The following is a 21975-nucleotide window of genomic DNA, read 5'->3' as shown; positions in this document are numbered from 1 at the left end:
ATTACTATTGCAACGTTAGCACGCAGGATTTCCCGGCAAGCTTGGAATGACGTTCTGCTAACAGCAGCCAATTACCACCAACCACATAACAAAAAATGGCTTCTACCCAGCAGCTTGCTCAACTTGACCGCATGGAGCGACAGGTGACCACGTTAGTGGCTGCCTATCAGCAGTTGCGTGAGGAGCTGGCCGATGCCCATACTACCATTCAACAGCTTCGGGCCGATGTACGCGACCGGGAGCGGCAGTTGAAGGATTTCCAGAATCAGGAGAATATCACTAAACTTGTCAATACCATAGCCGGAGAACCGGCCAATGTCAACGAGCTGAAACTTCGCCTCAACGAATACATCCGAGAAATAGATAAGTGCCTTGCCTATTTGAGGGAGTAACCACCTAACCCACCGCCCACTGGCTACCGATGTCCGAGCTATCCATTAAAATCCGCGTTGCTGACCGGGACTACCCCATGCGGGTAAGCCCCCAGGACGAGGAGCGCCTGCGCCTAGCGGGCCGGCTGCTAAACGAGCGGCTGAAGGAGTTTCGGGAACGGTACGGCATTCAGGACAAGCAGGACTTGCTAGCCATGATTGCGTTATCAACAATGGCTGACCAACTCAAGGTCAGCAAGGAAAAGGACGGGACCGACGCGGCCCTGACCGAGCGCCTCGCGCGCCTGGACGAGTTGCTGTCGGGAGTGGTGCTGGTGTAGCCAGTTGCGCGGCTAGCCGGCAACGCGCGAAGCGTAAGCCCGAGCAGGGTAGGGCAATCGGCCCTGCTTTCTGCGCGGGCATTGGTGTTTCTTCGGAGCTATGGGTTTCTTCCTTCCAAAAACCCCCTTCATAGCTCATGTCCGAACCTCTTTATATTGTCCTTGCTGCCGTGCTGGCCCTTGTGGTTGGCGTAGTGGTAGGGCGCCTGCTGGCTGGTAAAGCCCGGCAGGACCACGAAGCCGATGCCAAAGCGCGCGCCCAGCAGATTCTGGCCGATGCTGAAGTGCAGGCAACCCGCACCCGCGACGAGCGGATTCAGCAATCGAAAGATAAATTCCGTACCCTTAAGCAAGAATTCGAACAAGAAAGCCGCCGCCAGAAGCAAGCCTTAGAACAGGAGCTAACCGAGCGGCGCGCCGCCGTAGTGGAGCAGGAGCAAAGCATTAAGCAGCTGACCCTCACTACCCAGAAGCAGCTAGAGCAGATTCAGCGCAAAGAGAAAGAGCTGGATGTTACCCGTGAGCGGATTGAAACCCAAGCTCAGCAGCAGCGCGAGAAGCTGGAAGCTCAGGAAGAGAAGCGCCGCACTACCCTCGAAAACCAGCTGGCTAAGCTGGAGCAGCGAGAGCAGGAAGTAGAAACCGAATTAGAAGAAGGTCGCCAAGAACTCAGCAGCAAGCTGCAGCAAGTAACCTCACAACTCGAAGCCATTTCCGGCCTGACGGCCGCCGAAGCCCGCGAGCAGCTCGTAGAGTCCCTGAAAAACGAAGCCCAGATTCAGGCTTCCAGCTACATCAAAGATGTAGTAGCCCAGGCCAAGCTCACGGCCACCAAAGACGCCAAAAAGGTAGTGCTGGAAACTATTCAGCGTACTGCCGCCGAACACGCCATTGAGAACTGCGTGTCGGTGTTCAACATTGAATCAGACGACGTAAAAGGTAAGATTATTGGCCGCGAAGGGCGCAACATCCGCGCCCTGGAAGCCGCTACCGGCGTTGAGATTATAGTAGATGATACGCCCGAGGCCATCATCATTTCCGGCTTTGACCCTGTTCGCCGCGAGGTAGCCCGCCTAAGCCTGCACTTACTGGTGAAGGATGGCCGGATTCACCCCGCTCGCATCGAGGAAATCGTAGCCAAAACCCGTAAGAACATCGATGAGGAAATCGTTGAGATTGGCGAGAAAACCATCATCGACCTGGGCATTCACGGCCTGCACCCTGAGCTGATTAAGATGGTAGGCCGGATGCGTTTCCGCTCATCGTACGGCCAGAACCTGTTGCAGCACTCACGGGAGGTAGCCAACCTGTGTGCCACTATGGCCGCCGAACTGGGCCTGAACGTGAAGCATGCCAAGCGCGCCGGCCTGCTGCACGACATTGGTAAGGTCAGCACCGAGGAGCCCGAGTTACCCCACGCCATCTTGGGCATGGAAATGGCCAAGAAGTACAAGGAGCACCCCGACGTAGTAAACGCCATTGGTGCTCACCACGACGAAATTGAGATGACGGCCATGATTTCGCCTTTGGTGCAGGCCTGCGACGCCATTTCCGGCTCGCGCCCTGGTGCCCGTCGCGAAATGATGGAAAGCTATATCAAGCGCCTGAAACAGCTGGAAGAAACGGCCAACGGCTTCAAAGGCGTAAATCAGTGCTTTGCCATTCAGGCCGGCCGCGAGCTGCGCGTGATGGTGGACGCCGAGAACGTAACCGACGAGCGCGCTGCGGAGCTGAGCTACGAAATTTCCCAGAAGATTGAAAAGGAAATGCAGTATCCCGGCCAGATCAAAATCACGGTTATCCGCGAGATGCGCGCCGTAGCTTACGCCAAGTAACGGCTGTAGCTCAAATTGCCTGAAAGCGCCCTTGTAGCAATAGCTGCAGGGGCGCTTTGGTATTATGCAACGTTTTAGCTACCCCGGGTCTCTGGTTTATAAAGCCAGGATATCTCATCATTTTCGACACTATATAGTAGTGCTTATGCCCAAATGTTTACACTTGAAACGCTATCTGCTGCTTGTTGTCACGGGTTCATTGGCGGGCGGCTGTTCGGTGTACGCGCCTTTGCAAACCAGTGCACCCTTGGTACACGATAAAGGCGAGGCCGAAGTAGTAGGCAGCGCCTACCTATCCGGGAGGCTGGAAGGCTCTGTGGCTTACTCTCCGCTGAAGCATGTGCTGGTTCGGGCCGCGGGTGGTTTTCGTCCCAGCAGCGCCGACTCCACCTATTTCCGCATTCGGCAGTTCGAAGCCGGGGTAGGGAGTTACCGCTATTTCCGGGAACAGTGGTTGATCGGTGGCATGGTAGGCTACGGGCACGGCCGCAGCACCCGGCGCTGGCGCGACGATTTCAAGGACATTTGGCAGGACTCGGTGCTTGCCAATGAATATGCTGCTCGCTTTCATAAGCTGTTCGCTGAGGCTTATGTAGCCAACGACGCGGGCTGGACCACCTTCGGCGCTGCCTGTCGGGTGTCGCAGGTGCGCTTTTCTTCTCTTTCCAATCGTGGAATACCGGTGCCGCTGCGGCGCATGACGCGCTTGGAGCCCATGCTATTTATGCGGGTAGGCGGGCAGGGGCGGCTGCCTTGGCTACAGGGCCAGATAGCCACTAGCGTATCCATCGCCCCTGATGGCAGGACCCGTTCTCCCAATACCGATATCAGAGCCACGAAAGAAGGACGGTTGTATACCACGGTTGGGGTAGTCATTTATCCGCACTTGTTCCGCGAATACGCTGGCCGCAACCGGTAAGCTGCTTGGGCGGTAAAGTCTGATGCGTGCTGGGTAGGAGGCTACATAATACCTGTAAACAACGGTATGGTGTTATAAATGAGGTAGGAAAAGCTACCGCTGGAAAGTCTGGTAAGGCGATAAAGTGGGTTGGCGAAGGGTAGGCAGTATCTATACTTTCAGGGCATTATCTCTACCAGTACGTGTGATCAATGCCTCTGCCCGATATCCTACCCCAGCGCGTTGCCTTAATCTGCTCAGTGCTGCTGGGTGGCTGCTCCGTTTACACGCCCACTATCCCGAGTACGCCATTGGTGCAGAAGGGGGAGGTAGAAGCCTACGCCGGTGTTCGGGGTTTGATGTCGTCGGCTGAGGTAGGGGCGGCTTGGTCGCCGGTCAACCACGTAATGCTGACTACCGAAGCGGCTGTCCGTTTGGTAAATGCCGATGATTCATCGCCCAGTCAGAACCGTCAGCTCAACTTGGGTGCAGGGGTTTATCAGCGCTTTAATGGCACGGTTCCCATGCATGTAGCCCTTGTAGGCGGGGTAGGCCACGCAACTTCCGACGTACGCAACGGCAACATTTCCTCTCCCGGCTTTGCCCGGTATCAGGCTACATATTCCCGCTACTATGCACAAGGCTATGTGGCTTTTTTTGGAGAGGAGGCGGGCTGGCTGAACGGAGGAGTATCCTGCCGGGCTACCTGGGTTGACTACGACAAGCTTCGGCGCAATGACCAGCCAGTTACTCCAGCTACTACATTCTACCTGGAGCCCACGGTGTTTATGCGGTTTGGCCAAGGCGCTTTGCAAAGCCAGTTAAGCATCGGTAGCTCTCTGCCTAATGCGCGGCTAAATGGAGACCCAGCAGACAAGTACCTGGATGCCAGAAATACGCTGATTGGGTATGGACTAATCTTCCGGCCGGGGCAGCTTCCCCGCCGCAGCCGGTAGCCTAATTCTGCTACCGGCCCTTTTCCAGCTTACTGAACAGGTTGTTCAGCGCCTCGGCCCAGGTAGGGTGAGCCAGAATCATGTCCTGCAAATCGTCGCAGGTGAGCCCCCCCGCCATAGCCAGCTGCAACATCGACATAATTTCACCACCCTGCTCACTGAAGATTGCAGCACCCAGAATGTAACTGCGGCCGTCAACCAACACTTTCATGAGCCCCGCGGTGTGCCCGGTCTCCTGGGCCCGGCCAATGGTCCGGACCGGCATGGTAGCTACTCGGTAGTTGAGTTTCTGTTCCTGGGCCTGCTTTTCATTCAGGCCGATGCGGCCTAACTGGGGCTGGGTGAATACCACGTAGGGTACTGGCCGGGACTTGGTAGTGCGGCGCTTCCCGTGCAGCAGGTTGTCGCGCACGATGCGGTAATCATCGTAGCTAATATGGGTGAATTGAGGGCCCGGGTGCACGTCGCCGAGGGCATACACGCCGCGCACGTTGGTTTGCAGCCGCTCATTTACCAGCACGTAGCCCTTATCGTTGGTTTCAATTCCGGCCGCATCCAGCCCCAACCTATCCGTGTTAGGCTCTCGGCCCACAGCTACTAGCAGGTGCGAGCCACGCAGGCGCCGCTCGCCGGTTGGCGTGGTGGCCATGAGCGTATAGTCACCATCAGCATTGCGCGACACGCGGTGCACATTGGCCTGCAACACAAACTCAATACCATCGGCGGCCAGTTGCTCCTGCATGGCGGCGCATACTTCGTCGTCTTCGTGCTCCAGCAGATGGGTAGCCGTGCTGATAATCGTGACGCGGCTGCCAAAGCGCCGGAACATCTGCCCGAACTCTAGGCCAATGTAGCCCCCGCCTAAAATCAGCAGGTGCTCAGGCAAGTCCTTCAGGTCCAGAATTTCGACGTTAGTCAGAAAGCCACTTTCCTCCAGCCCTTCAATAGGTGGCACGGCGGCCCGAGTACCTGTGTTTATGAAGATGCGTGGTGCCGTTAAAAGCTGCTCTCCGCCATCAGCCAAGGCAACCCGTAAGGTACGAGGACCGGTGAAGCTAGCACGGCCGTGCAGCAGGGTAATGCCATCTTGCTCCTGGGTGAGGTTCTTTTGAATACCGTCGCGCTTGGCCTGAATAATAGCGTCCTTCCGTCCCACAATGGCGGACAGATTGGGGGTAGGCTTGCTGGCTTTAATGCCGTAATCGGCAGCGGTGGCTACCTGGTGCACCCGCTCGGCCGAGGCCAGCATGGCCTTTACCGGCGAGCAGCCGTAGTTGATGCAAGAGCCTCCTAATAGGTTCTGCTCAATGATGGCTACCTTCTGGCCCGCACCAGCCAGCGCACTAGCTAGGGGTGTGCCAGCTTGGCCGGAACCAATAATAACAGCATCAAAGCGGGTAGTAGCCATAGAGCAGGGTAGGAGAAAACGGGCCGAAGACCAGCCCGCGCGCTTCTATACGAAGCTCAGGCGTAAACCGCCGGCCTGGTTGTTGCGGGCTGCTACCCCCGCGGCACAACGAAAGCTAGTTTCTAACGTTCTGCCCCAACCAGCTCTTTTCTCGTGCCTATGCCGCTTTCTCTCCGCCGTATTTATGCGCTGATGCTGCTGCCATTGCTGGCCAGCTGTTCGTCGTTGTATTTCCCGCCTCCGCCCCAAGTGCCGTTGCTTACTCAGAAAGGCGAGTGGAGTGGGGGCATCCACACCAATTTTAGCCAGAATACTTCCGTGCAGGGCGCTTACGCCTTCACCAACCACCTGGGCGTGATGGGCTCAGCCTCCTTCCTGCACACCGATAAGAAGAAGCGGGCCGATGACCACGACTTCGGCGAGGTAGGGCTGGGCTACTACACCCGCCTGCGCGACAAACGGGTGCTGGAAATTTATGGCGGCTACGGCCTGGGTCATACCCGGCGAATTGAGCGGACCCCCGCGGAGGGCATCACGCGCACCCTGGAGGGCAACCTGACCAAGTACTTTGCGCAAGTAAACTATACCTCTAAAGAGAAGAAGACCTACCACGTACTGGGCCGCGACTGGCCTGTTACTTACGGCACGGCCCTGCGCCTAAGCTACGTGGACCTCACCAACTTCCGCCTCGATAACCAGGCGCACGCCTCCGAAGACAATGTGTTTCTGGAGCCCATTACCTACACGCGCATTACGCTGGTCGGCCCCCTCGATTTTCAGCTTATCAGCGGCAGCAACTTCGGCCTGCGCCACCGCAAGTATTTGAAAGCGGCCAACTCGGTATTTCAGTTCGGACTGGTAGTGAACGTAGGCGGACAGAGCGGGGGGAAGTAATCCTAACCACACATTGCCGGGATACATGGGAACGGACCTGCGGCCAATTGCTAACCACCACATCGAATTCGGTACCCAGTGGGTAAGAGAAGTAGCACAACAAATTGAGCGGAAACTAAACCAGATTATATTACCTGATCCAAGCTTCCTATATTCCTTGTGCCAGTGAATGGTATGCCGACCGATCAGATATGGCAGATGCTCTTGATAGGCTGCAATGGGAATGGCTGGAAGAAAGCAGTTTCGACTACGCCCGTGACCATTTATTGGAATTTGCAGGGCCATATGCCCTGCACATCACAGTGAGCGAACAGTACCTGGAGTTCTGGAACCCCCATTCCGCTATCGACAGTGGTTTTGCTTACAGATGCAAGACGGGGCTGATGCTACACCTTATCGTAATAAATGGCGCGAGTATTATCAGCAGGTAGTGTATGCTCTTGGAGGTGATCGGCTACTATATGCAGCTAATAACACACATCCCTTAGAGAAATATACTTGGTTGGACGGCAGTTTCTCACAGATGGAGCAGGCGCTAAATGATGATATGGGGCCACACAAGGAAAGCTTTGCTGATATATGCAATGATGATAGGAATAGTTATTTCATAGACTATTTCACAGTCTGGCACAAATAGGAACAAATGAAAAAAGCCCTAGCTCGTGCTAGGGCTTTTTAGGTACTCAACAGAGAGCAAGAATTACTTCCCGCCCAGCACGCGCAGCATCGTCTCGCCAATTTCGGCGGGGGAGTCTACTACGTGGATGCCGCACTCGCGCATGATGGCCATTTTAGCGGCAGCCGTATCGTCGGCGCCGCCTACAATAGCACCAGCGTGGCCCATGCGGCGGCCGGGAGGTGCGGTTTGGCCAGCAATGAAGCCTACTACGGGCTTCTTGTTGCCGGTTTCCTTGATCCAGCGAGCCGCTTCGGCTTCCATGCCGCCGCCAATTTCGCCAATCATCACGATGCCCTCGGTTTCGGGGTCGTTCATGAGTAGCTCCACAGCTTCCTTGGTGGTGGTGCCAATGATGGGGTCACCACCGATGCCGATGGCCGTGGTTTGGCCCAAGCCGGCTTTGGTCAGCTGGTCTACAGCTTCATAGGTCAGCGTGCCTGATTTCGACACGATGCCTACGCGACCTTTCTGGAAGATAAAGCCGGGCATGATGCCCACTTTGCACTCGCCGGCCGTCATCACGCCGGGGCAGTTCGGGCCGATCATTCGCAGGCCTTCGCGGCCTTTCAGGTACTCTTTCACCGCAATCATGTCCTTGGTCGGGATGCCTTCGGTGATGGTCACGATGACCTTGATGCCAGCGTCGGCGGCTTCCATGATGGCGTCGGCGGCGAAAGCCGGCGGCACAAAGATGATGCTGGTGTCAGCGCCCGCTTGGGCTACGGCTTCGGCTACAGTGTTGAACACCGGACGCTCGAGGTGCTGCGAGCCGCCTTTGCCGGGCGTTACGCCACCCACCACGTTGGTGCCGTACTCAATCATCTGCTGGGCATGAAACGAGCCTTCGGAGCCCGTAAAGCCTTGCACAATCACTTTGGAATCCTTGTTTACCAGAACACTCATAGAAGTGGGGTTAGAGGAAGATGCGGATTTAGGGTGGGGTACTCACCACCGGCTAAAGCCGACGGTGCGCAAAAGTAGGCTTTTTTGGGGGCGCAGCAAGCCATCAGCTGTTTCAACGAGGCAGACCAAGCAGTACCAACGGGTGGCTAAGGACTATGTCTATCGCAAAGCCGGAAGGTAGTGTAGAGCTGGAGGTATTTTCTTTTCGACTCGGCTATAACTATTCGGAGGTATAGCAAGTTTTAAGATGACGTGAAAAGGCCATTTGCAGGGAATAGACGAGGTTTCTATGGTCTTATCTGGGTAGTGCCGGTTAGGCTGTAACCATAACCTGCGGCGCGGCAAAAGTTACTCTTAAACCAGCATAGGAGAATGAAAACCATCCGCTTTGCTTTTGCCGTAGGCTTGTGGTGCCTAGCAGGCTGTTCCGATAAGAACGACACCGCAACTCCCGATCCTGACCCTATTGAAGTTCCGGTCACCGGCGTTTCTCGGCTAGAAACCGAGCAGGATCTGGATCCGCTGCTCACGCAGCTAGGTACCGCCCGGTATGCGCTGCTCGGAGAAGCTTCACACGGCACTGCTGAATTTTATACTTGGCGGGCCACACTGAGTAAGCGCCTGATTCAGGAAAAAGGCTTCACGATGATTGGCGTAGAAGGCGACTGGCCCGACCTGTATGAGCTGAACCGATATGTGAAAGGGACTAGCAGCGCTACATCGGCAAGGCAAGTGCTGACTACGTTCAGCCGCTGGCCAACTTGGTTGTGGGCTAATGAAGAGGTAGCAATGTTTGCGGAGTGGCTACGCATCTATAACCAGAACCAGCCGGCCAGTCGGAAGGTCGGCTTTTTCGGCCTTGATGTATACAGTCTGTGGTCGTCGCTGGAAAACATCCGTACCAACTTTGCTGAAGCTGACGCTACCACCCTGGGGGCGGTGGATGCTGCGCTGCAGTGCCTGCAGCCTTACAGCCGCAATGAGGAAGCATATGGGCAGGCTACGCTGCAAGGCGCCAACTGTGCCCCGGCAATTGCGGCTGTGCTGGCCGCAGTTCGTAACCAGATGAAAGCGCTACCTCCTACCCATGAAGGAGCTTTCAATGCCGAGCAAAATGCCCTAGTGGCTGTAAATGCCGAGCGCTATTATCGGGCGGCTTTCCGAAGCAACACGGAGTCGTGGAACATCCGGGACCGGCATATGATGGAAACCATCAACCGATTGATGAATCTTTACGGCCCCGACGCCAAAATTGCGGTGTGGCAGCATAACACGCACGTAGGCGATGCTCGCTACACCGATATGGCCCAGTACGGAGAAGTGAACGTAGGGCAGCTCACCCGCGAGCAGCATGCTTCTGAAGGAGTATATGCCGTAGGGATGGGAACGTATGAAGGCACGGTAATAGCAGCGCGCAGTTGGGGCGCCCCTACGGCAACTATGCGGGTGCCTGCTGCTCGGGCGGGCTCTTGGGAGGCCCTAATGCATGCAAGAGAACCGCGTAATAAACTGGTTTTGTTATCGGAGTGGCGCAAAGAGCCCGCGCTAACCCAGAGTCGTGGGCATCGGGCAATTGGGGTAGTGTACGACCCAGGTCAGGAAACCGGAAACTACGTGCCCAGCGACCTACCCAACCGGTACGATGCTTTCCTGTTTATTGACCAGACACAGGCGCTACACCCACTTCCGGCTACCGGAGGACGGTCGGCCGCGGCTACACCGTCTGCCAGCTACTTGTGGCAAGTTGCTAATTTTTGAGAGCCTGGTTGAACCTGATATGCAACGGGACTAGTTGTCAGGGCTACGCTAGTAAATCCGTACCTTTGTCATCTCTCTCGAACACCACGCACCTCTCACCCATGTATTTGAACAATATCGTTGAGGCCATCGGCAACACCCCGCTGGTGAAGCTCAACAAAGTCACCGACGGCATCAAAGGTACCATCCTGGCCAAGGTGGAATATTTCAACCCTGGCAACTCCGTAAAAGACCGTATGGCCCTCAAGATGGTTGAGGACGCCGAAAAAGCTGGTTTGCTCAAGCCCGGCGGAACTATCATTGAAGGCACTTCCGGCAACACCGGCATGGGCCTGGCGCTGGCCGCCATTGCGAAGGGCTACAAGTGCATCTTCACAATGAGCGACAAGCAAAGCAAGGAGAAGCAGGACATTCTGCGGGCAGTAGGCGCCGAGGTGATTGTGTGCCCCACCAATGTGGCCCCCGATGACCCGCGCAGCTATTACTCGGTAGCCCGGAAGCTCAACCAGGAAATTCCGAACTCCATCTACCCTAATCAGTACGACAACCCTTCCAACTCGGCGGCTCACTACGAAACTACCGGCCCCGAGCTATGGGAGCAAACGGAAGGTAAAATCACGCATTACGCTGCAGGCGTAGGCACGGGCGGGACCATCTGCGGCACTGCTCAGTACCTGAAAGAGCAGAATCCGAACCTTATTACGGTAGGCTTGGATACCTACGGCTCGGTTTTCAAGAAGTACAAGGAGACGGGTATTTTCGACGAAAACGAAATCTACCCTTACAAGACGGAAGGCATCGGCGAAGATATTCTGCCTAAGAATGTTAACTTTGACCTGATTGACCTTTTCATTAAAGTATCAGATAAGGATGCTGCACTCATGACGCGGCGTCTGGCCAAGGAAGAAGGATTGTTCGTGGGGTGGTCGTGCGGATCGGCGGTGTATGGCGCGCTGGAATACGCGAAAGAGCACCTGAAGGAAGACGACACCATGGTGATTGTGTTACCTGACCACGGCACGCGCTACCTCGGTAAAATTTACAACGACGACTGGATGCGCGAACAGGGCTGGCTATAGCCGCTCCGTTGCTTATCTGTTTCATACCAGCTTACTAAACCCAAAGCCCATGTCTAAGAAGTTGCGCAGCGTGGTGTTGGTGGATGACAACGAAACCACCAGTTTCCTCAACAACCGGTTGCTCAGCCGCCTCGACGTGGCTGAGCAGGTACATACCTTTTCCAAGGCCGAGCAGGCTTACCAGCACATATGGGGTGGCACCAAGGGCGAGCAACCCACTGAGGAAGCCCCCGATCTGGTATTCGTGGACCTGAAAATGCCGGGCATGGACGGCTTCGAGTTCCTGAAGCTGTATAGTGCCCTGCCCGAAGCCGTACGTGAAAAAACGGTAATGGCCGTACTTACTACCTCCATGCACGCCGCCGACACCGCTCGGGTAGCACAGTATGAAGGCGTGGAGTACCTCGCCAAGCCCCTGACCGAGGAGAAAATGCAGAAGCTGATGCAGAAGCGCTTCGTAGCCGCGTAACTTCTGTTTTTCTGAAACAAAAAGCCCGGTGCTGCGCAGCACCGGGCTTTTTGTTTCAGAAGGGGGTAGGGACCGGGTTCTATACTACCGCTTCCACAAACCGGAAGGCTTCCCCATCAAACAGTCCTTTGTCGCTGAGCTTGAGGCTAGGAATAACCAATAGAGCCATAAAAGAAAGCGTCATGAAAGGAGCTTGGAGCGGAGAGCCCAGCTGTTTGGCCAGCGCATCGACGGCAGCGTAGGCTTCGGCGACGTGGTAGCCCTCTTGGTTTGACATCAGGCCAGCAACAGGTAAAGGGAGTAGCATTTCCTGTCCATCGGGCGACACGGCGGCTAGGCCCCCTCGTGCTTCGATAACGAGATTTACAGCTCGGGCCAAGCTTTCATCGTCGCAGCCAACGGCCGTAATGTTATGGGAGTCGTGGCCAACGCTGCTGGCCAGGGCTCCTCGCTTCAATCCGAAGCCTTGGATGAAGGACACAGCCGGCGGAGCCGCATGGTAGCGGTTCACTACCGTTAGCTTCAGCACGTCCTGGGCTACATCGGGTACTACCACGCCATTCTCCACGCGGGCCGGTAGGTCGTGGCGGGCCGTGATGAGTTGCCCGTCGAAGCACTCCATCACGCGAATAGTAGCGGCGGGCTGGGGAGCAGGTAGCTGGAAATCTTCGGGCCGAACGGGGTTGGTATTAAAGTTGTTGACTACCTCCACAGGCACGGCCGGAATCAGCGTTTGGCCGTTTTCTGCTGCCAGTTCCCCGTTGAGGTAGGTTTGCTGCACCGTAAAATCAGTGAGGTTATTGACCACAATAAAGTCGGCTGGGTCGCCGGGCTGCAGCAGGCCTACCGGTAGCTTGTAGTGCTCCACTGGGTTGCGGCAGGCAACACGCAGCACCTTCAGTACATCCTGACCGCGAGCCACGGCGCGCTGCACCAGTTGGTTGATGTGACCCAGCACAAGGGTGTCGGGGTGCTTATCGTCGGAGCAGAACATCATCTGCTCATAGTGCTGGGGTAGTAAATCAATCAGAGCCTCGAAGTTGCGGGCCGCCGAGCCTTCCCGAACCAGAATCTTCATGCCCACCGCCAGCTTATCCAACGCCTCTTCTGCCGTAAAGCATTCGTGGTCGGTGCTGATACCGGCCTCGGCGTAGCGTTGGGCATCTGTGTCGCGCAGGCCGGGCGCGTGCCCATCCACGGGGCGGCCGTACTGCTCAGCCAAGCGGATTTTCTCCATCACCAGCTCGTCGCGGTGGAGTACGCCGGGCCAGTTCATCATTTCGGCGAGGTAGCCAATTTCCGGGTGCTCCCGGAACAACTGCTCAATATCTGAAGCGGTTATTTCAGCTCCGGCCGTTTCGAAGGAGGTAGCGGGCACGCAGGAAGGAGCCCCGAAGCAAAACTTGAAGGGTACCTGCTGACCGCTCTGCAGCATGTACTTCACGCCAGCTACGCCTAGCACATTGCCAATTTCATGAGGGTCTGAAACCGTAGCTACCGTGCCGTGCACCACTGCCAGCCGGGCAAACTCCGAGGGCACCAGTAAGGAGCTTTCTACGTGTACGTGCGCATCCACGAACCCTGGTAGCGCATAGGGCAAGTTAGGGTCAGGCTCCGCAGCTCCCGTCGGCTCAATGCGCTGAACGCGGCCGGCCGCTACGTGTAGGGTAGCGGGCATTATCGTATTCTGAAACAGGTCGATGACGTTGGCGAGCAGCTGAAAATCGGCGGACATAGGCAGGGGAGAAAGCACAGTGAATTGTGGAGCCGTAGGGCGGCTAACGGGTAAAGAACCGTATATTTGCCGAAAATCCGCGCCGTGAGAAAGATTGTGACTTTGCTACTGGCTGCCCTGCTCGGGGGCTCGGGCCTGCTAACTGCCGGCTGCGCCGCTCGCACCCCCCAGCAAAAAAAAACGGCATCCTTCAAGCGGAAAGCCAAAGTTGGTAAAATCCCTTGTCCCTGCGATAGTCACTAGCCGGCCGCTTCCTCATGTCTGAACCCAATCCGCTTGCCTCCCTGGTAGCCGCTGCTGAAGCCGTGCGCCAGCAGTTACAAGTAAATGCTTTTGATGCGGACGCCGTACAGCGCCTCCGTGATTTTATTGAGGTCCAGCGCCCTACCATCAAAGAAACCGACCGGCAGGGCGTTATTACCGCGCTGGGCTGCTTTCTGGGGCAGTGCCTGGTAGAAACCTATGGTGGAACCTGGGCCAAAGGGCCTGATGGCACCACGGGGGTAGGCATTAACCAGACTTCTTTTTTTAACCCGTTTTACCGCGTAAGCGAGCAACTAACGAAGGGCCTGGGCCAATCGGTTGCTGAGTTTTTCGCGGGTGTACCCGAGCGCCTGGCCGCCAAGCCGGGCCGTAAATCCTGGATTTAGTGAGCCCCTTTCCTCAGTCTGAGCCTAGCACCGAGCTTGCCATGCGAAAAATCGTCATTGCCATCGACGGCTACTCCTCCTGTGGCAAAAGCACCACGGCCAAAGCCGTAGCGGCTGAGCTGGGGTATGCGTACATCGACAGCGGCGCCATGTACCGGGGCGTTACGCTGTACTTGCTGGAGCATGGCATCAGCTTCGACGATTTACCCCGCGTGGAGCAGGCCTTGCACGATATGCACATCACGTTCAAGCGCAACCGCAAAACCGGCCGCAATGAGCTGTGCCTGGATGGCGTGATTCGGGAAGATGAAATCCGGCAAATGCGCATTTCTAATCTGGTAAGTGAGGTGTCGGTTATTCCGGCTGTGCGCCACGCCATGGTGCGGCAGCAACAACGGATGGGCCGCAAGCGGGGGGTAGTGATGGATGGGCGCGACATTGGAACCACCGTTTTTCCGGATGCGGAAGTGAAAATCTTCATGACCGCCGATGTGCTAACCCGGGCTCTGCGCCGCCAGGAAGAGCTGGCTGAGAAAGAAGAGCACGTACCAGTGGAAGACATCGTGGAAAACCTGCGCAAGCGCGACCACTTGGACTCTACTCGTGCCGAAAGCCCCCTGCGCCGCGCCGCCGACGCCGTACTTCTCGACACTACCCACATGATGATTGACGAACAGGTCGATTTCGTGTTAGAGCGTGTATCAGCCATGCTGTTTTCATTGGCTGCGAACGGCTGGCAGGGTAGCGAACAGAAATAAGCGGCCCGGAGCAAAAGTGCGGCAGAATTGTTGTTAGAGAAAAGAGCTATTGGATTTGCTGAGTGTGAATCCCGCGCCGACGACCCGGCTTTTGTGGAGCCTCGCCGTCATATTTAAGAGCCCATGAACGTCATCATTGATAAGAATTCCGGCTATTGCTTCGGCGTTGAGTTTGCCATTCAGATGGCCGAAGACGAGTTGGGCCAGCAGGAAACCCTGTATTGCCTCGGCGACATTGTGCACAATCGCATGGAGGTGGAGCGCTTGCACGCTTTGGGGCTGCGTATCATCGACCGGGAGCAACTCTCGGAGCTGCACGACGCCAAGGTGCTGATCCGGGCGCATGGCGAGCCACCGGAAACCTACGAGCTGGCTCTGCGCAATAATATCGAGCTGATTGACGCTTCCTGCCCCGTAGTGTTGAAACTGCAGAACCGGGTGAAGCACGCCTTCGATGCTACTACCCGTCAGAACGGGCAAATTGTTATTTACGGGCAGCCAGGCCACGCCGAAGTAACGGGTCTTACGGGCCAGACGCGCAACCAAGCCATCATTGTGATGACGGAAGCCGACCTGGACCAAGTGGATTTCGCCCGGCCCGTGACCCTGTTCAGCCAGACCACCAAGAGCACGGCCGGCTTCTACCACATGAAAGAAGTGATAGAGCAACGCATTCAGGCGGCCGGAGGCTCTCTGGAAGCATTCGATGCCAACGACTCTATTTGTCGGCAGGTAAGCAACCGGGAACCCGCTCTGGCCAAGTTCGCCCTCCAGCATGACGTGGTGGTGTTCGTGAGCGGGCGCAAAAGCTCCAATGGCAAAGCCCTGTTCACGGTAGTCAATAAAACCAACCCGCGCAGCTACTTCGTGGAAAACGAGCATGAGCTGAACGATGAGTGGTTTAACGGCGCTGAATCAGTAGGAATCTGCGGGGCCACCAGCACACCCATGTGGCTGATGCAGCAGGTGAAAGACCGGATTGAAGAAGTAGCCGCCCACGCCGTGTAGCCTACCCCCGGCTCCCTGCCCAAACCTTAGCCGCCGCACCGGATTTATCTGGGGCGGCGGTTTCGTTTTGCGCCCGTCACGGTATCTTGCGCGGCCTGCTTTTGCGGGGCTATTTTCCCTTGTGTATGCGTCGTCTGCTCAACTACTTTCTCAGCGGGTTTCTTATTGTGGCCCCCATCGGGCTTACCATCTACATCCTGTATGCGCTGCTGCGCTGGCTCGATGACCTGTTCGCCGGTCTGAGCTTTGATGTGCCGGGGCTGGGGTTGGTGGTGGCCGTGCTGCTGGTTACGGCTGTAGGGTTCGTGGCGAAGTCCTTTCTGGTGCGGCCTTTTCTCATCATCACTGAGCGGCTGCTACACCGTACTCCGCTGGTCAGCATTATCTATTCCAGCCTGAAGGACCTGTTTGATGCTTTCGTGGGCGATAATCAGAAGTTCAACCGGCCCGTGCTCGTGCGAATGAGTGCCGCGGAGCAAACCTTTAAAATGGGCTTTGTAACGCAACCTACCATGGCCGCCATTCACCGCGACGACCTGCTAGCCGTGTATTTTCCGCACTCCTACAACTTCTCGGGCGAGCTGGTGCTGGTGCCCATCCAGAACATTACCTACCTCGATTTGCCCAGCAGCGAAGTGATGAAATTCATTGTTTCAGGCGGCGTATCGAGGTTGGGATAAGGTGATGGGTGAATCGTGACCGGTGACTGCGTAACATAAGAATGTTGCAAGCTGTCTGTCTGGCCCGCCGCAGTGGGGGTAGTGTATTTGTAACACCCCGGCCCGTATAACAACGTAAAGCCTCAGCGGGGCGGCCCCTATCGTTCAACGATTTGGTGCCGCCCCGCTGAGGCTTTAAACCGCTTAGAGGGGGTAGGGAGCTGGAATAACGCACTCTCACCATTCACCGGTCACGATTCACCCCATCCTATGAAAACCCAGCTACACTTTCAGAAATATGGGACGGGCTCTACGGTAGTGCTGGCGTTCCATGGGTACGGACAGGGCGAAGGGCACTGGCGCACTCTTATACCCGCCCTGGGCCCCGACGTGACGGTTTATGCCTTCGACCTGTTTTATCATGGCCGGAGTAAGCTGGCTAAAGCCGATGCACCCATCAGCAAGAAGCGGCTCGGAGCGCTCCTGAAGGATTTTCTGGATGCACATCAAATCAAGCAATTCAGCTTGCTGGCCTTCAGTATGGGGGCCAAGTTTGCCCTCACGGCCGTGGAGTTGCTACCAGAAGCCGTGAAGCAAGTATGGCTGATTGCGCCCGATGGGCTGCAGCGCCAGTTCTGGTACGCGTTGGCTACTTACCCCCCGTGGATGCGCGGAGTGCTAGGCCGGGCCGTGCTGCGGCCGCAGCGCCTGCTCCGGTTTCTGGACGCTCTGCACCAGCGCCGCCTCGTCGATGCCAACCTGGTCCGTTTTGCTCAGTGGCAGCTGGATAGTCGCGAGAAGCGGCTGCGCGTGTACCGCAGTTGGGTGGGTTTCCGCAACCTGACATTCGATGTGAAAAAGCTAGCGGCTATTCTGAACCACCAGGCCACACCCGTGACGTTCTTTCTGGGCCGCCATGACCGGGTGATTCCGCATGCAGGGCTGCAGAGCTTTATTGCTTCCTTGCAGCATGCCCACACGGTATTGCTGGAAGCAGGCCACGCCGGCCTTATTTATGACGTAGCGGCCTACCTGCGTCGTAACCCGAAACTCCGGCTGTGAGGATTATCCTTAAGAATACTAGGCCCTAATCGTGGTCCTTATTCCTGCTTCGATTGGTTACGCAATACTTTGTTATCGACGGAGAACCGGCCGGGGCCCATTACCATAAAAAACAACGACAAGCTCAGCACTACCGCCGACACCCACAGTTCGGTGTTTTGCAGGGTAAGGCCGTTTTGCACATTCACCAAGAAAACCGCCCCCAGCAGAATCGGAATCTGCACCAGCAGGGCAAAGCGCGTCAGGGCCCCGAAGGCAATCATGAGGCCGCCAATGATGTGAAAGACGCTGAAGAAGAGGGAGGCTTTCTTAAGGCCTTCCGGGTTCGGCTGCTGACTAAGTAGGTAGAATACGTCGCTGGAATTGCTCAGAAACGAAATGCCTTTGATGAACAGGAACAGGCCTAGCAGAATCCGCAGCCCATCCATCCAAACCGGATTTGTGGCGCTGGTTCTGCGACGGCGCTGGGCCACCGAAAATTGATTGGAGAGTTCCATAGCGCTTGTTTTTAAGGGTGGGAAAGAAACAGGGCTCTACTAAATATACGCTATTATCTCCAGATTTAGCTTGTTGTATTACTCTTATAATCAGGCTGAAGCTTTGTTAGCACTTGCTCGTATAATGTGAAGTCTTCTTCCCCAAAGGCTACAAACACTACCTCGGCCGGCTGCTCATGCGCCTGCAAAAACCGGAGTACTTCCTGAACGGCAATGCTAGCTGCTTCGGCTTTGGGGTAACCATAAATGCCGGTGCTAATACCTGGAAAAGCCACGCTGCCTACCCCGTGTTTAGCAGCCAACTCTAAGCTGTTGCGGTAGCAGTTGGCCAGTAGCTCCGGCTCGTGCTTATGCCCACCGTTCCAAACCGGCCCCACGGTATGGATAACCTGGCGGGCTGGCAAGCGCCCACCGGTGGTTAGTACGGCCTCGCCGGTTCGTAGGCCACTACCGTAGTGGCTGGCTCGTAGCTGGCGGCAGGCAGCCAGTATTTCTGGGCCGCCGGCGCGGTGAATAGCCCCATCAACCCCGCCGCCGCCCAGCAGGCTGGAGTTGGCGGCATTCACGATGGCATCCGTATCGAGCCGGGTGATGTCGCCGCGGTAGAGTAGGATGCGGCCGAACGACAGAGCATTGTCGCGCCAATGGGGGGTAGGGGAGGTAGGCATAGGCAGACTAGAGTTTGGCGGAATAACGCACTAGGCACAAGCCGCGTTATGGCTCAGTCAGGTACGGACTAATAATGAGCCATTCAGTTCAGGGCCGGTTTTGGCGGGTTCAGGGTTTAAAATAGCCGGTTGGGTAGATATAGGTTTGTGTATATTAATAAACCTCATACGTTTGAGCATCCAACAACCCGAAACCTTACTCAACCATGGAAACCTCCCAGCGCGACCCTCAACTATGGCGGATGGCAAAAGAACGCGCCAAATTTAAGTCTCACCTTTTCACTTATGTTACTGTAAATGCCCTGCTCTGGACCATCTGGCTGCTGACCGGTCGGCCTAGCTTTCCCCTACCCTGGCCCATCTGGTCAACGGTGTTTTGGGGCGTGGGCGTAGCTATCCAGGGCTTTGCTACCTATGGCAACATGAGCCGCGGCAACCTCTCGGAGCGCGAGTATGAGCGACTGGTGCGCCAGCGGGCCGACCGGGTGTAGCCGGCCGGGTGCAACCTTCGGGTGGGGGTAGGGGTTTGTGGCAGTATGAAAACGCGCTACTTCCTTCCGCTGCTCGCGCTGGTTCCGCTGGCCCTGGCTTCTTCCACAACCAAGCCGGCGCCCGCCCCGGCCCCCGATGTTAACCTCAGCAAAATCAAGCTGCCGGCTGGCTTCACCATCAGCTACTTTGCCAAAGGCGTGAAAAGCGCCCGGGAGCTGGCCGTGGGCCCCGACGGCACGGTGTATGTGGGCACCAAGGACGACAAAGTGTACGCCCTGCCCGACCGCAACAAAGATGGCCGCGCCGACGAGGTGGTGACCATAGCCACCGGCCTGAATGCACCCAATGGGGTAGCCGTGCGCAACGGGGCCCTGTACGTAGGCGAAATCAACCGCATTATTCGCTTCGACAATATTGCTGCTCGCCTCAAGCAAAAGCCCAAGCCGGTGGTGGTGTACGGCAAGCTGCCCACCAAGGAGTGGCATGGCTTCCGCTACATTGCCTTCGGTCCCGATGGCAAGCTGTACGTGCCAGTAGGGGCGCCCTGCAACACCTGCCTGCCTGAGGAGCCGATTTATGCTACTATTAACCGCATGAACGCCGACGGCTCAGGTTTGGAAACGTATGCTTACGGCGTGCGCAATACCGTAGGCTTCGACTGGAGCCCCCAGGATAAGTCTCTGTGGTTCACGGACAACGGTCGCGACCAGCTGGGCGACAATATGCCCGCTGACGAGCTAAACCGTGCCGCTGGCCCCGGCCAGCACTTTGGCTTCCCTTACTTCTTCGCCGGCGATATTGCCGACCCGGAATTTGGCAAAGGCAAATCGGCGGATACTTACGTGAAGCCGGCGCGCAAGTTGGGCCCACACGTAGCTGCTCTGGGTATGAAGTTCTACACCGGCAAGCAGTTTCCGGCCCAGTACCGCAACCAGATTTTTATTCCGGAACACGGCTCCTGGAACCGCAGCAACAAAATCGGCTACCGCATCAGCCTCGTACGCCTTGATGCGACGGGCAAGCAGGCCAAGAGCTATGAAACCTTCGCTGAAGGCTGGCTGCAAGGCCAGACGCCTTGGGGCCGCCCGGTGTGCCTGCTAGTGCTCCCCGACGGCTCTCTGCTCGTTTCCGACGACCAGAACGATGCTGTGTACCGCATTAGTTATAAAGGCTAGCAGACAAAATTGTCAACTTGAGAAAGGGTGAGTGGGTGTTCGCATGGCGTTATAGTGCATATTGCACTTGTCAAGCCAAGAACTACCAACTCACCCTTTCTCAATTCACCCACATGAAAGCACAGCGTGGACCGAAACGGACCGTAGGGCGGCGGGAGCTGGTGGATTTTCCGGAATTTCAGCTCTGGGGAGTAGAGGCCAAGGTTGATACGGGTGCCTACACGGGGGCTATTCACTGCTCCAACATTCGGGTAGAAACTGATGCCCAAGGCCAGCGGCACCTGCATGTGCAACTGCTGGACCCTTCGCACCCTAATTTTGATGGCTCGCCCATGCAGTTTGACGAGTTCGGCCTGCGTGATATCAAAAGCTCCAACGGCGAAGTGCAGGAACGCTATGTAATCCGGACGGCTATTCGGTTATTTGGGCAGGATTTCATCACGGAATTTTCGCTCTCCGACCGCTCCGACATGAAATATCCCGTATTAATCGGAAGAGTACTGTTGCGTGAGGCGCGGTTGATTGTGGATGTAGCCCGGCGCAACCTATCCTATAAAAATCAGCCTACAACCCATTAGTCCCGCCCGGCGTGCCGGTTGGGGCACCTATCTTTGCCTAGCGCTTCAGCTCTATCCTCTCTCACAAGTACCACCCGCATCCTGATGAAACTGGCGATTCTATCGCGTGAGCCGAAGCTATATTCTACTACCCGCCTGGTGGAAGCTGCTGAGCAGCGCGGCCACGAGGCCGTAGTGCTCGACCATTTACATTGCAACCTGGTGCTGGAAAAAGGTCAGCCCGGTATTGTTTACGAAGGCCAGAAGCTGGAAGGCTTTGACGCCATCATTCCACGTATCGGGGCCTCCGTTACGTTTTACGGCTGCGCCGTAGTGCGGCAGTTTGAGATGATGAAGGTGCGCACGGCCGTGGAAAGCCAAGCTATTGTGCGCAGCCGCGACAAGCTCCGCTCCATGCAGATTTTGAGTCGCGCCGGGGTGGGCATGCCCAAAACCGCCTTCACCAACTACTCCGACGACGTGCCGGCCATGATTCAGCAGGTAGGCGGTGCCCCCGTCATCATTAAGCTGCTGGAAGGCACCCAAGGACTGGGCGTAGTGCTGGCTGAGTCGGCTAAGGCAGCGCAGTCGGTTATTGAGGCGTTTCACAACCTCAAGGCCCGCATTATTGTGCAGGAGTTCATTGCCGAAAGCAAAGGGGCTGACCTACGTGCCTTCGTGGTGAACGGGGAGGTAGTAGGCGCTATGAAGCGCCAGGGCAAGGAAGGCGAGTTCCGCTCCAACCTGCACCGCGGCGGCTCCGGCACCCTCGTGAAGCTAAGCCGCGCCGAGAAAGCCGCCGCCCTGCTGGCCACCAAAGCCCTGGGCCTAGGCATTGCCGGCGTAGATATGCTGCAAAGCAAGCGCGGCCCTCTGGTGCTGGAGGTCAACTCGTCGCCGGGGCTGGAAGGCATCGAGAAGGCAACGGGCCTTAACATTGCCGGAAAAATTATTGAATACACTGAGCAGCTCGCTCACAAAAGAAAGCGCAAGAAGCCTGAGGCTAGTTCTGCCCCCTCTGAGGCGGCAGCGCCCGACAATCAGCCGGACTAGGGCTGATATTCTCTTGACTATCACCGCCTACCTAGCTTTGCTAGGTAGGCGGTTTGGCTTCCGGGCAGCC

General features: G+C 56.6%; 23 protein-coding genes and 1 pseudogene. 19 read left to right on the top strand and 5 right to left on the bottom strand.

What is annotated here, in order from left to right; translation table 11 throughout:
* Positions 1-95: 95 nt before the first annotated feature.
* From DNI29_RS13035 to DNI29_RS13015, 5 genes are all read left to right on the top strand, one after another.
* On the top strand, positions 96-392 hold the full coding sequence (locus DNI29_RS13035; protein ID WP_110978548.1) for a hypothetical protein: 297 nt from the start codon (positions 96-98) through the stop codon (positions 390-392).
* Positions 393-421: 29 nt separating this feature from the next.
* Positions 422-712 (top strand): cell division protein ZapA, encoded by a 291-nt coding sequence (locus tag DNI29_RS13030; protein WP_110978547.1) that lies wholly within the window; start codon positions 422-424, stop codon positions 710-712.
* A gap of 137 nt (positions 713-849) precedes the next feature.
* Positions 850-2547: a ribonuclease Y gene (gene rny / locus DNI29_RS13025; RefSeq protein WP_110978546.1), complete on the top strand. Its 1698-nt coding sequence runs from the start codon at positions 850-852 to the stop codon at positions 2545-2547.
* A gap of 163 nt (positions 2548-2710) precedes the next feature.
* The gene (locus tag DNI29_RS13020; RefSeq protein WP_123823237.1) at positions 2711-3466 is read left to right on the top strand and encodes a hypothetical protein; all 756 of its coding nucleotides are present in this window, start codon (positions 2711-2713) and stop codon (positions 3464-3466) included.
* A 191-nt stretch (positions 3467-3657) separates the two neighbouring features.
* Positions 3658-4401, top strand: coding sequence for a hypothetical protein (locus DNI29_RS13015; protein ID WP_110978544.1), 744 nt, complete (start codon positions 3658-3660; stop codon positions 4399-4401).
* A 10-nt stretch (positions 4402-4411) separates the two neighbouring features.
* On the opposite strand, the gene DNI29_RS13010 is transcribed toward DNI29_RS13015, so the two are convergent.
* Positions 4412-5809 (bottom strand): mercuric reductase, encoded by a 1398-nt coding sequence (locus DNI29_RS13010; protein WP_110978543.1) that lies wholly within the window; start codon positions 5807-5809, stop codon positions 4412-4414.
* A 159-nt stretch (positions 5810-5968) separates the two neighbouring features.
* On the opposite strand from DNI29_RS13010, the gene DNI29_RS13005 reads away from it, so the two are divergent.
* Together DNI29_RS13005 and DNI29_RS13000 are read left to right on the top strand one after the other, a co-directional pair.
* Positions 5969-6703, top strand: coding sequence for a putative outer membrane beta-barrel protein (locus tag DNI29_RS13005; RefSeq protein ID WP_110978542.1), 735 nt, complete (start codon positions 5969-5971; stop codon positions 6701-6703).
* Positions 6704-6894: 191 nt separating this feature from the next.
* Positions 6895-7134: a hypothetical protein gene (locus DNI29_RS13000; RefSeq protein WP_110978541.1), complete on the top strand. Its 240-nt coding sequence runs from the start codon at positions 6895-6897 to the stop codon at positions 7132-7134.
* Between the two features lie 269 nt (positions 7135-7403).
* On the opposite strand, the gene sucD is transcribed toward DNI29_RS13000, so the two are convergent.
* On the bottom strand, positions 7404-8285 hold the full coding sequence (sucD, locus tag DNI29_RS12995) for a succinate--CoA ligase subunit alpha (RefSeq protein WP_110978540.1): 882 nt from the start codon (positions 8283-8285) through the stop codon (positions 7404-7406).
* Positions 8286-8657: 372 nt separating this feature from the next.
* Here sucD and DNI29_RS12990 point away from each other — a divergent pair, with 372 nt between their 5' ends.
* The 3 genes and pseudogenes from DNI29_RS12990 to DNI29_RS12980 all read left to right on the top strand — a co-directional run bounded on the left by DNI29_RS12990 (position 8658) and on the right by DNI29_RS12980 (position 11591).
* On the top strand, positions 8658-10043 hold the full coding sequence (locus tag DNI29_RS12990; protein ID WP_110978539.1) for an erythromycin esterase family protein: 1386 nt from the start codon (positions 8658-8660) through the stop codon (positions 10041-10043).
* A gap of 101 nt (positions 10044-10144) precedes the next feature.
* Positions 10145-11119, top strand: a pseudogene (locus tag DNI29_RS12985) (PLP-dependent cysteine synthase family protein); the annotation flags it as partial.
* Positions 11120-11171: 52 nt separating this feature from the next.
* Positions 11172-11591, top strand: a complete 420-nt coding sequence (locus tag DNI29_RS12980; RefSeq protein ID WP_110978537.1) for a response regulator — start codon at positions 11172-11174, stop codon at positions 11589-11591.
* A gap of 79 nt (positions 11592-11670) precedes the next feature.
* On the opposite strand, the gene ade is transcribed toward DNI29_RS12980, so the two are convergent.
* Positions 11671-13326: an adenine deaminase gene (ade, locus tag DNI29_RS12975; RefSeq protein ID WP_110978536.1), complete on the bottom strand. Its 1656-nt coding sequence runs from the start codon at positions 13324-13326 to the stop codon at positions 11671-11673.
* A gap of 257 nt (positions 13327-13583) precedes the next feature.
* On the opposite strand from ade, the gene DNI29_RS12970 reads away from it, so the two are divergent.
* The 5 genes from DNI29_RS12970 to DNI29_RS12950 all read left to right on the top strand — a co-directional run bounded on the left by DNI29_RS12970 (position 13584) and on the right by DNI29_RS12950 (position 17463).
* A complete protein-coding gene (locus tag DNI29_RS12970; protein WP_110978535.1) occupies positions 13584-13976 on the top strand; it encodes a hypothetical protein in 393 nt (130 codons plus the stop codon).
* Between the two features lie 41 nt (positions 13977-14017).
* On the top strand, positions 14018-14734 hold the full coding sequence (cmk, locus tag DNI29_RS12965; RefSeq protein WP_110978534.1) for a (d)CMP kinase: 717 nt from the start codon (positions 14018-14020) through the stop codon (positions 14732-14734).
* Between the two features lie 123 nt (positions 14735-14857).
* A complete protein-coding gene (locus DNI29_RS12960) occupies positions 14858-15742 on the top strand; it encodes a 4-hydroxy-3-methylbut-2-enyl diphosphate reductase (RefSeq protein WP_110978533.1) in 885 nt (294 codons plus the stop codon).
* 125 nt (positions 15743-15867) lie between these two features.
* Positions 15868-16422 (top strand): DUF502 domain-containing protein, encoded by a 555-nt coding sequence (locus DNI29_RS12955; RefSeq protein ID WP_110978532.1) that lies wholly within the window; start codon positions 15868-15870, stop codon positions 16420-16422.
* Positions 16423-16671: 249 nt separating this feature from the next.
* Positions 16672-17463, top strand: coding sequence for an alpha/beta fold hydrolase (locus tag DNI29_RS12950; RefSeq protein ID WP_110978531.1), 792 nt, complete (start codon positions 16672-16674; stop codon positions 17461-17463).
* A 38-nt stretch (positions 17464-17501) separates the two neighbouring features.
* Here DNI29_RS12950 and DNI29_RS12945 read toward each other — a convergent pair whose 3' ends face one another.
* Positions 17502-17960, bottom strand: a complete 459-nt coding sequence (locus DNI29_RS12945) for a DoxX family protein (protein WP_110978530.1) — start codon at positions 17958-17960, stop codon at positions 17502-17504.
* Between the two features lie 65 nt (positions 17961-18025).
* The gene (locus tag DNI29_RS12940; protein WP_110978529.1) at positions 18026-18628 is read right to left on the bottom strand and encodes an O-acetyl-ADP-ribose deacetylase; all 603 of its coding nucleotides are present in this window, start codon (positions 18626-18628) and stop codon (positions 18026-18028) included.
* Between the two features lie 206 nt (positions 18629-18834).
* On the opposite strand from DNI29_RS12940, the gene DNI29_RS12935 reads away from it, so the two are divergent.
* The 4 genes from DNI29_RS12935 to rimK all read left to right on the top strand — a co-directional run bounded on the left by DNI29_RS12935 (position 18835) and on the right by rimK (position 21905).
* Positions 18835-19119 (top strand): 2TM domain-containing protein, encoded by a 285-nt coding sequence (locus DNI29_RS12935; RefSeq protein ID WP_110978528.1) that lies wholly within the window; start codon positions 18835-18837, stop codon positions 19117-19119.
* A 45-nt stretch (positions 19120-19164) separates the two neighbouring features.
* On the top strand, positions 19165-20295 hold the full coding sequence (locus tag DNI29_RS12930) for a PQQ-dependent sugar dehydrogenase (protein WP_110978527.1): 1131 nt from the start codon (positions 19165-19167) through the stop codon (positions 20293-20295).
* A 113-nt stretch (positions 20296-20408) separates the two neighbouring features.
* Positions 20409-20873: an ATP-dependent zinc protease family protein gene (locus tag DNI29_RS12925; protein WP_110978526.1), complete on the top strand. Its 465-nt coding sequence runs from the start codon at positions 20409-20411 to the stop codon at positions 20871-20873.
* 84 nt (positions 20874-20957) lie between these two features.
* Positions 20958-21905, top strand: coding sequence for a 30S ribosomal protein S6--L-glutamate ligase (gene rimK / locus DNI29_RS12920; RefSeq protein ID WP_110978525.1), 948 nt, complete (start codon positions 20958-20960; stop codon positions 21903-21905).
* Positions 21906-21975: the final 70 nt, after the last annotated feature.

The sequence above is a fragment of the Hymenobacter sediminis genome (assembly GCF_003231285.1).
GTDB lineage: Bacteria > Bacteroidota > Bacteroidia > Cytophagales > Hymenobacteraceae > Hymenobacter > Hymenobacter sediminis.
The sequence above is the reverse complement of the archived record's forward strand: the minus strand, read 5'-3'. Positions and strand labels throughout refer to the sequence as shown.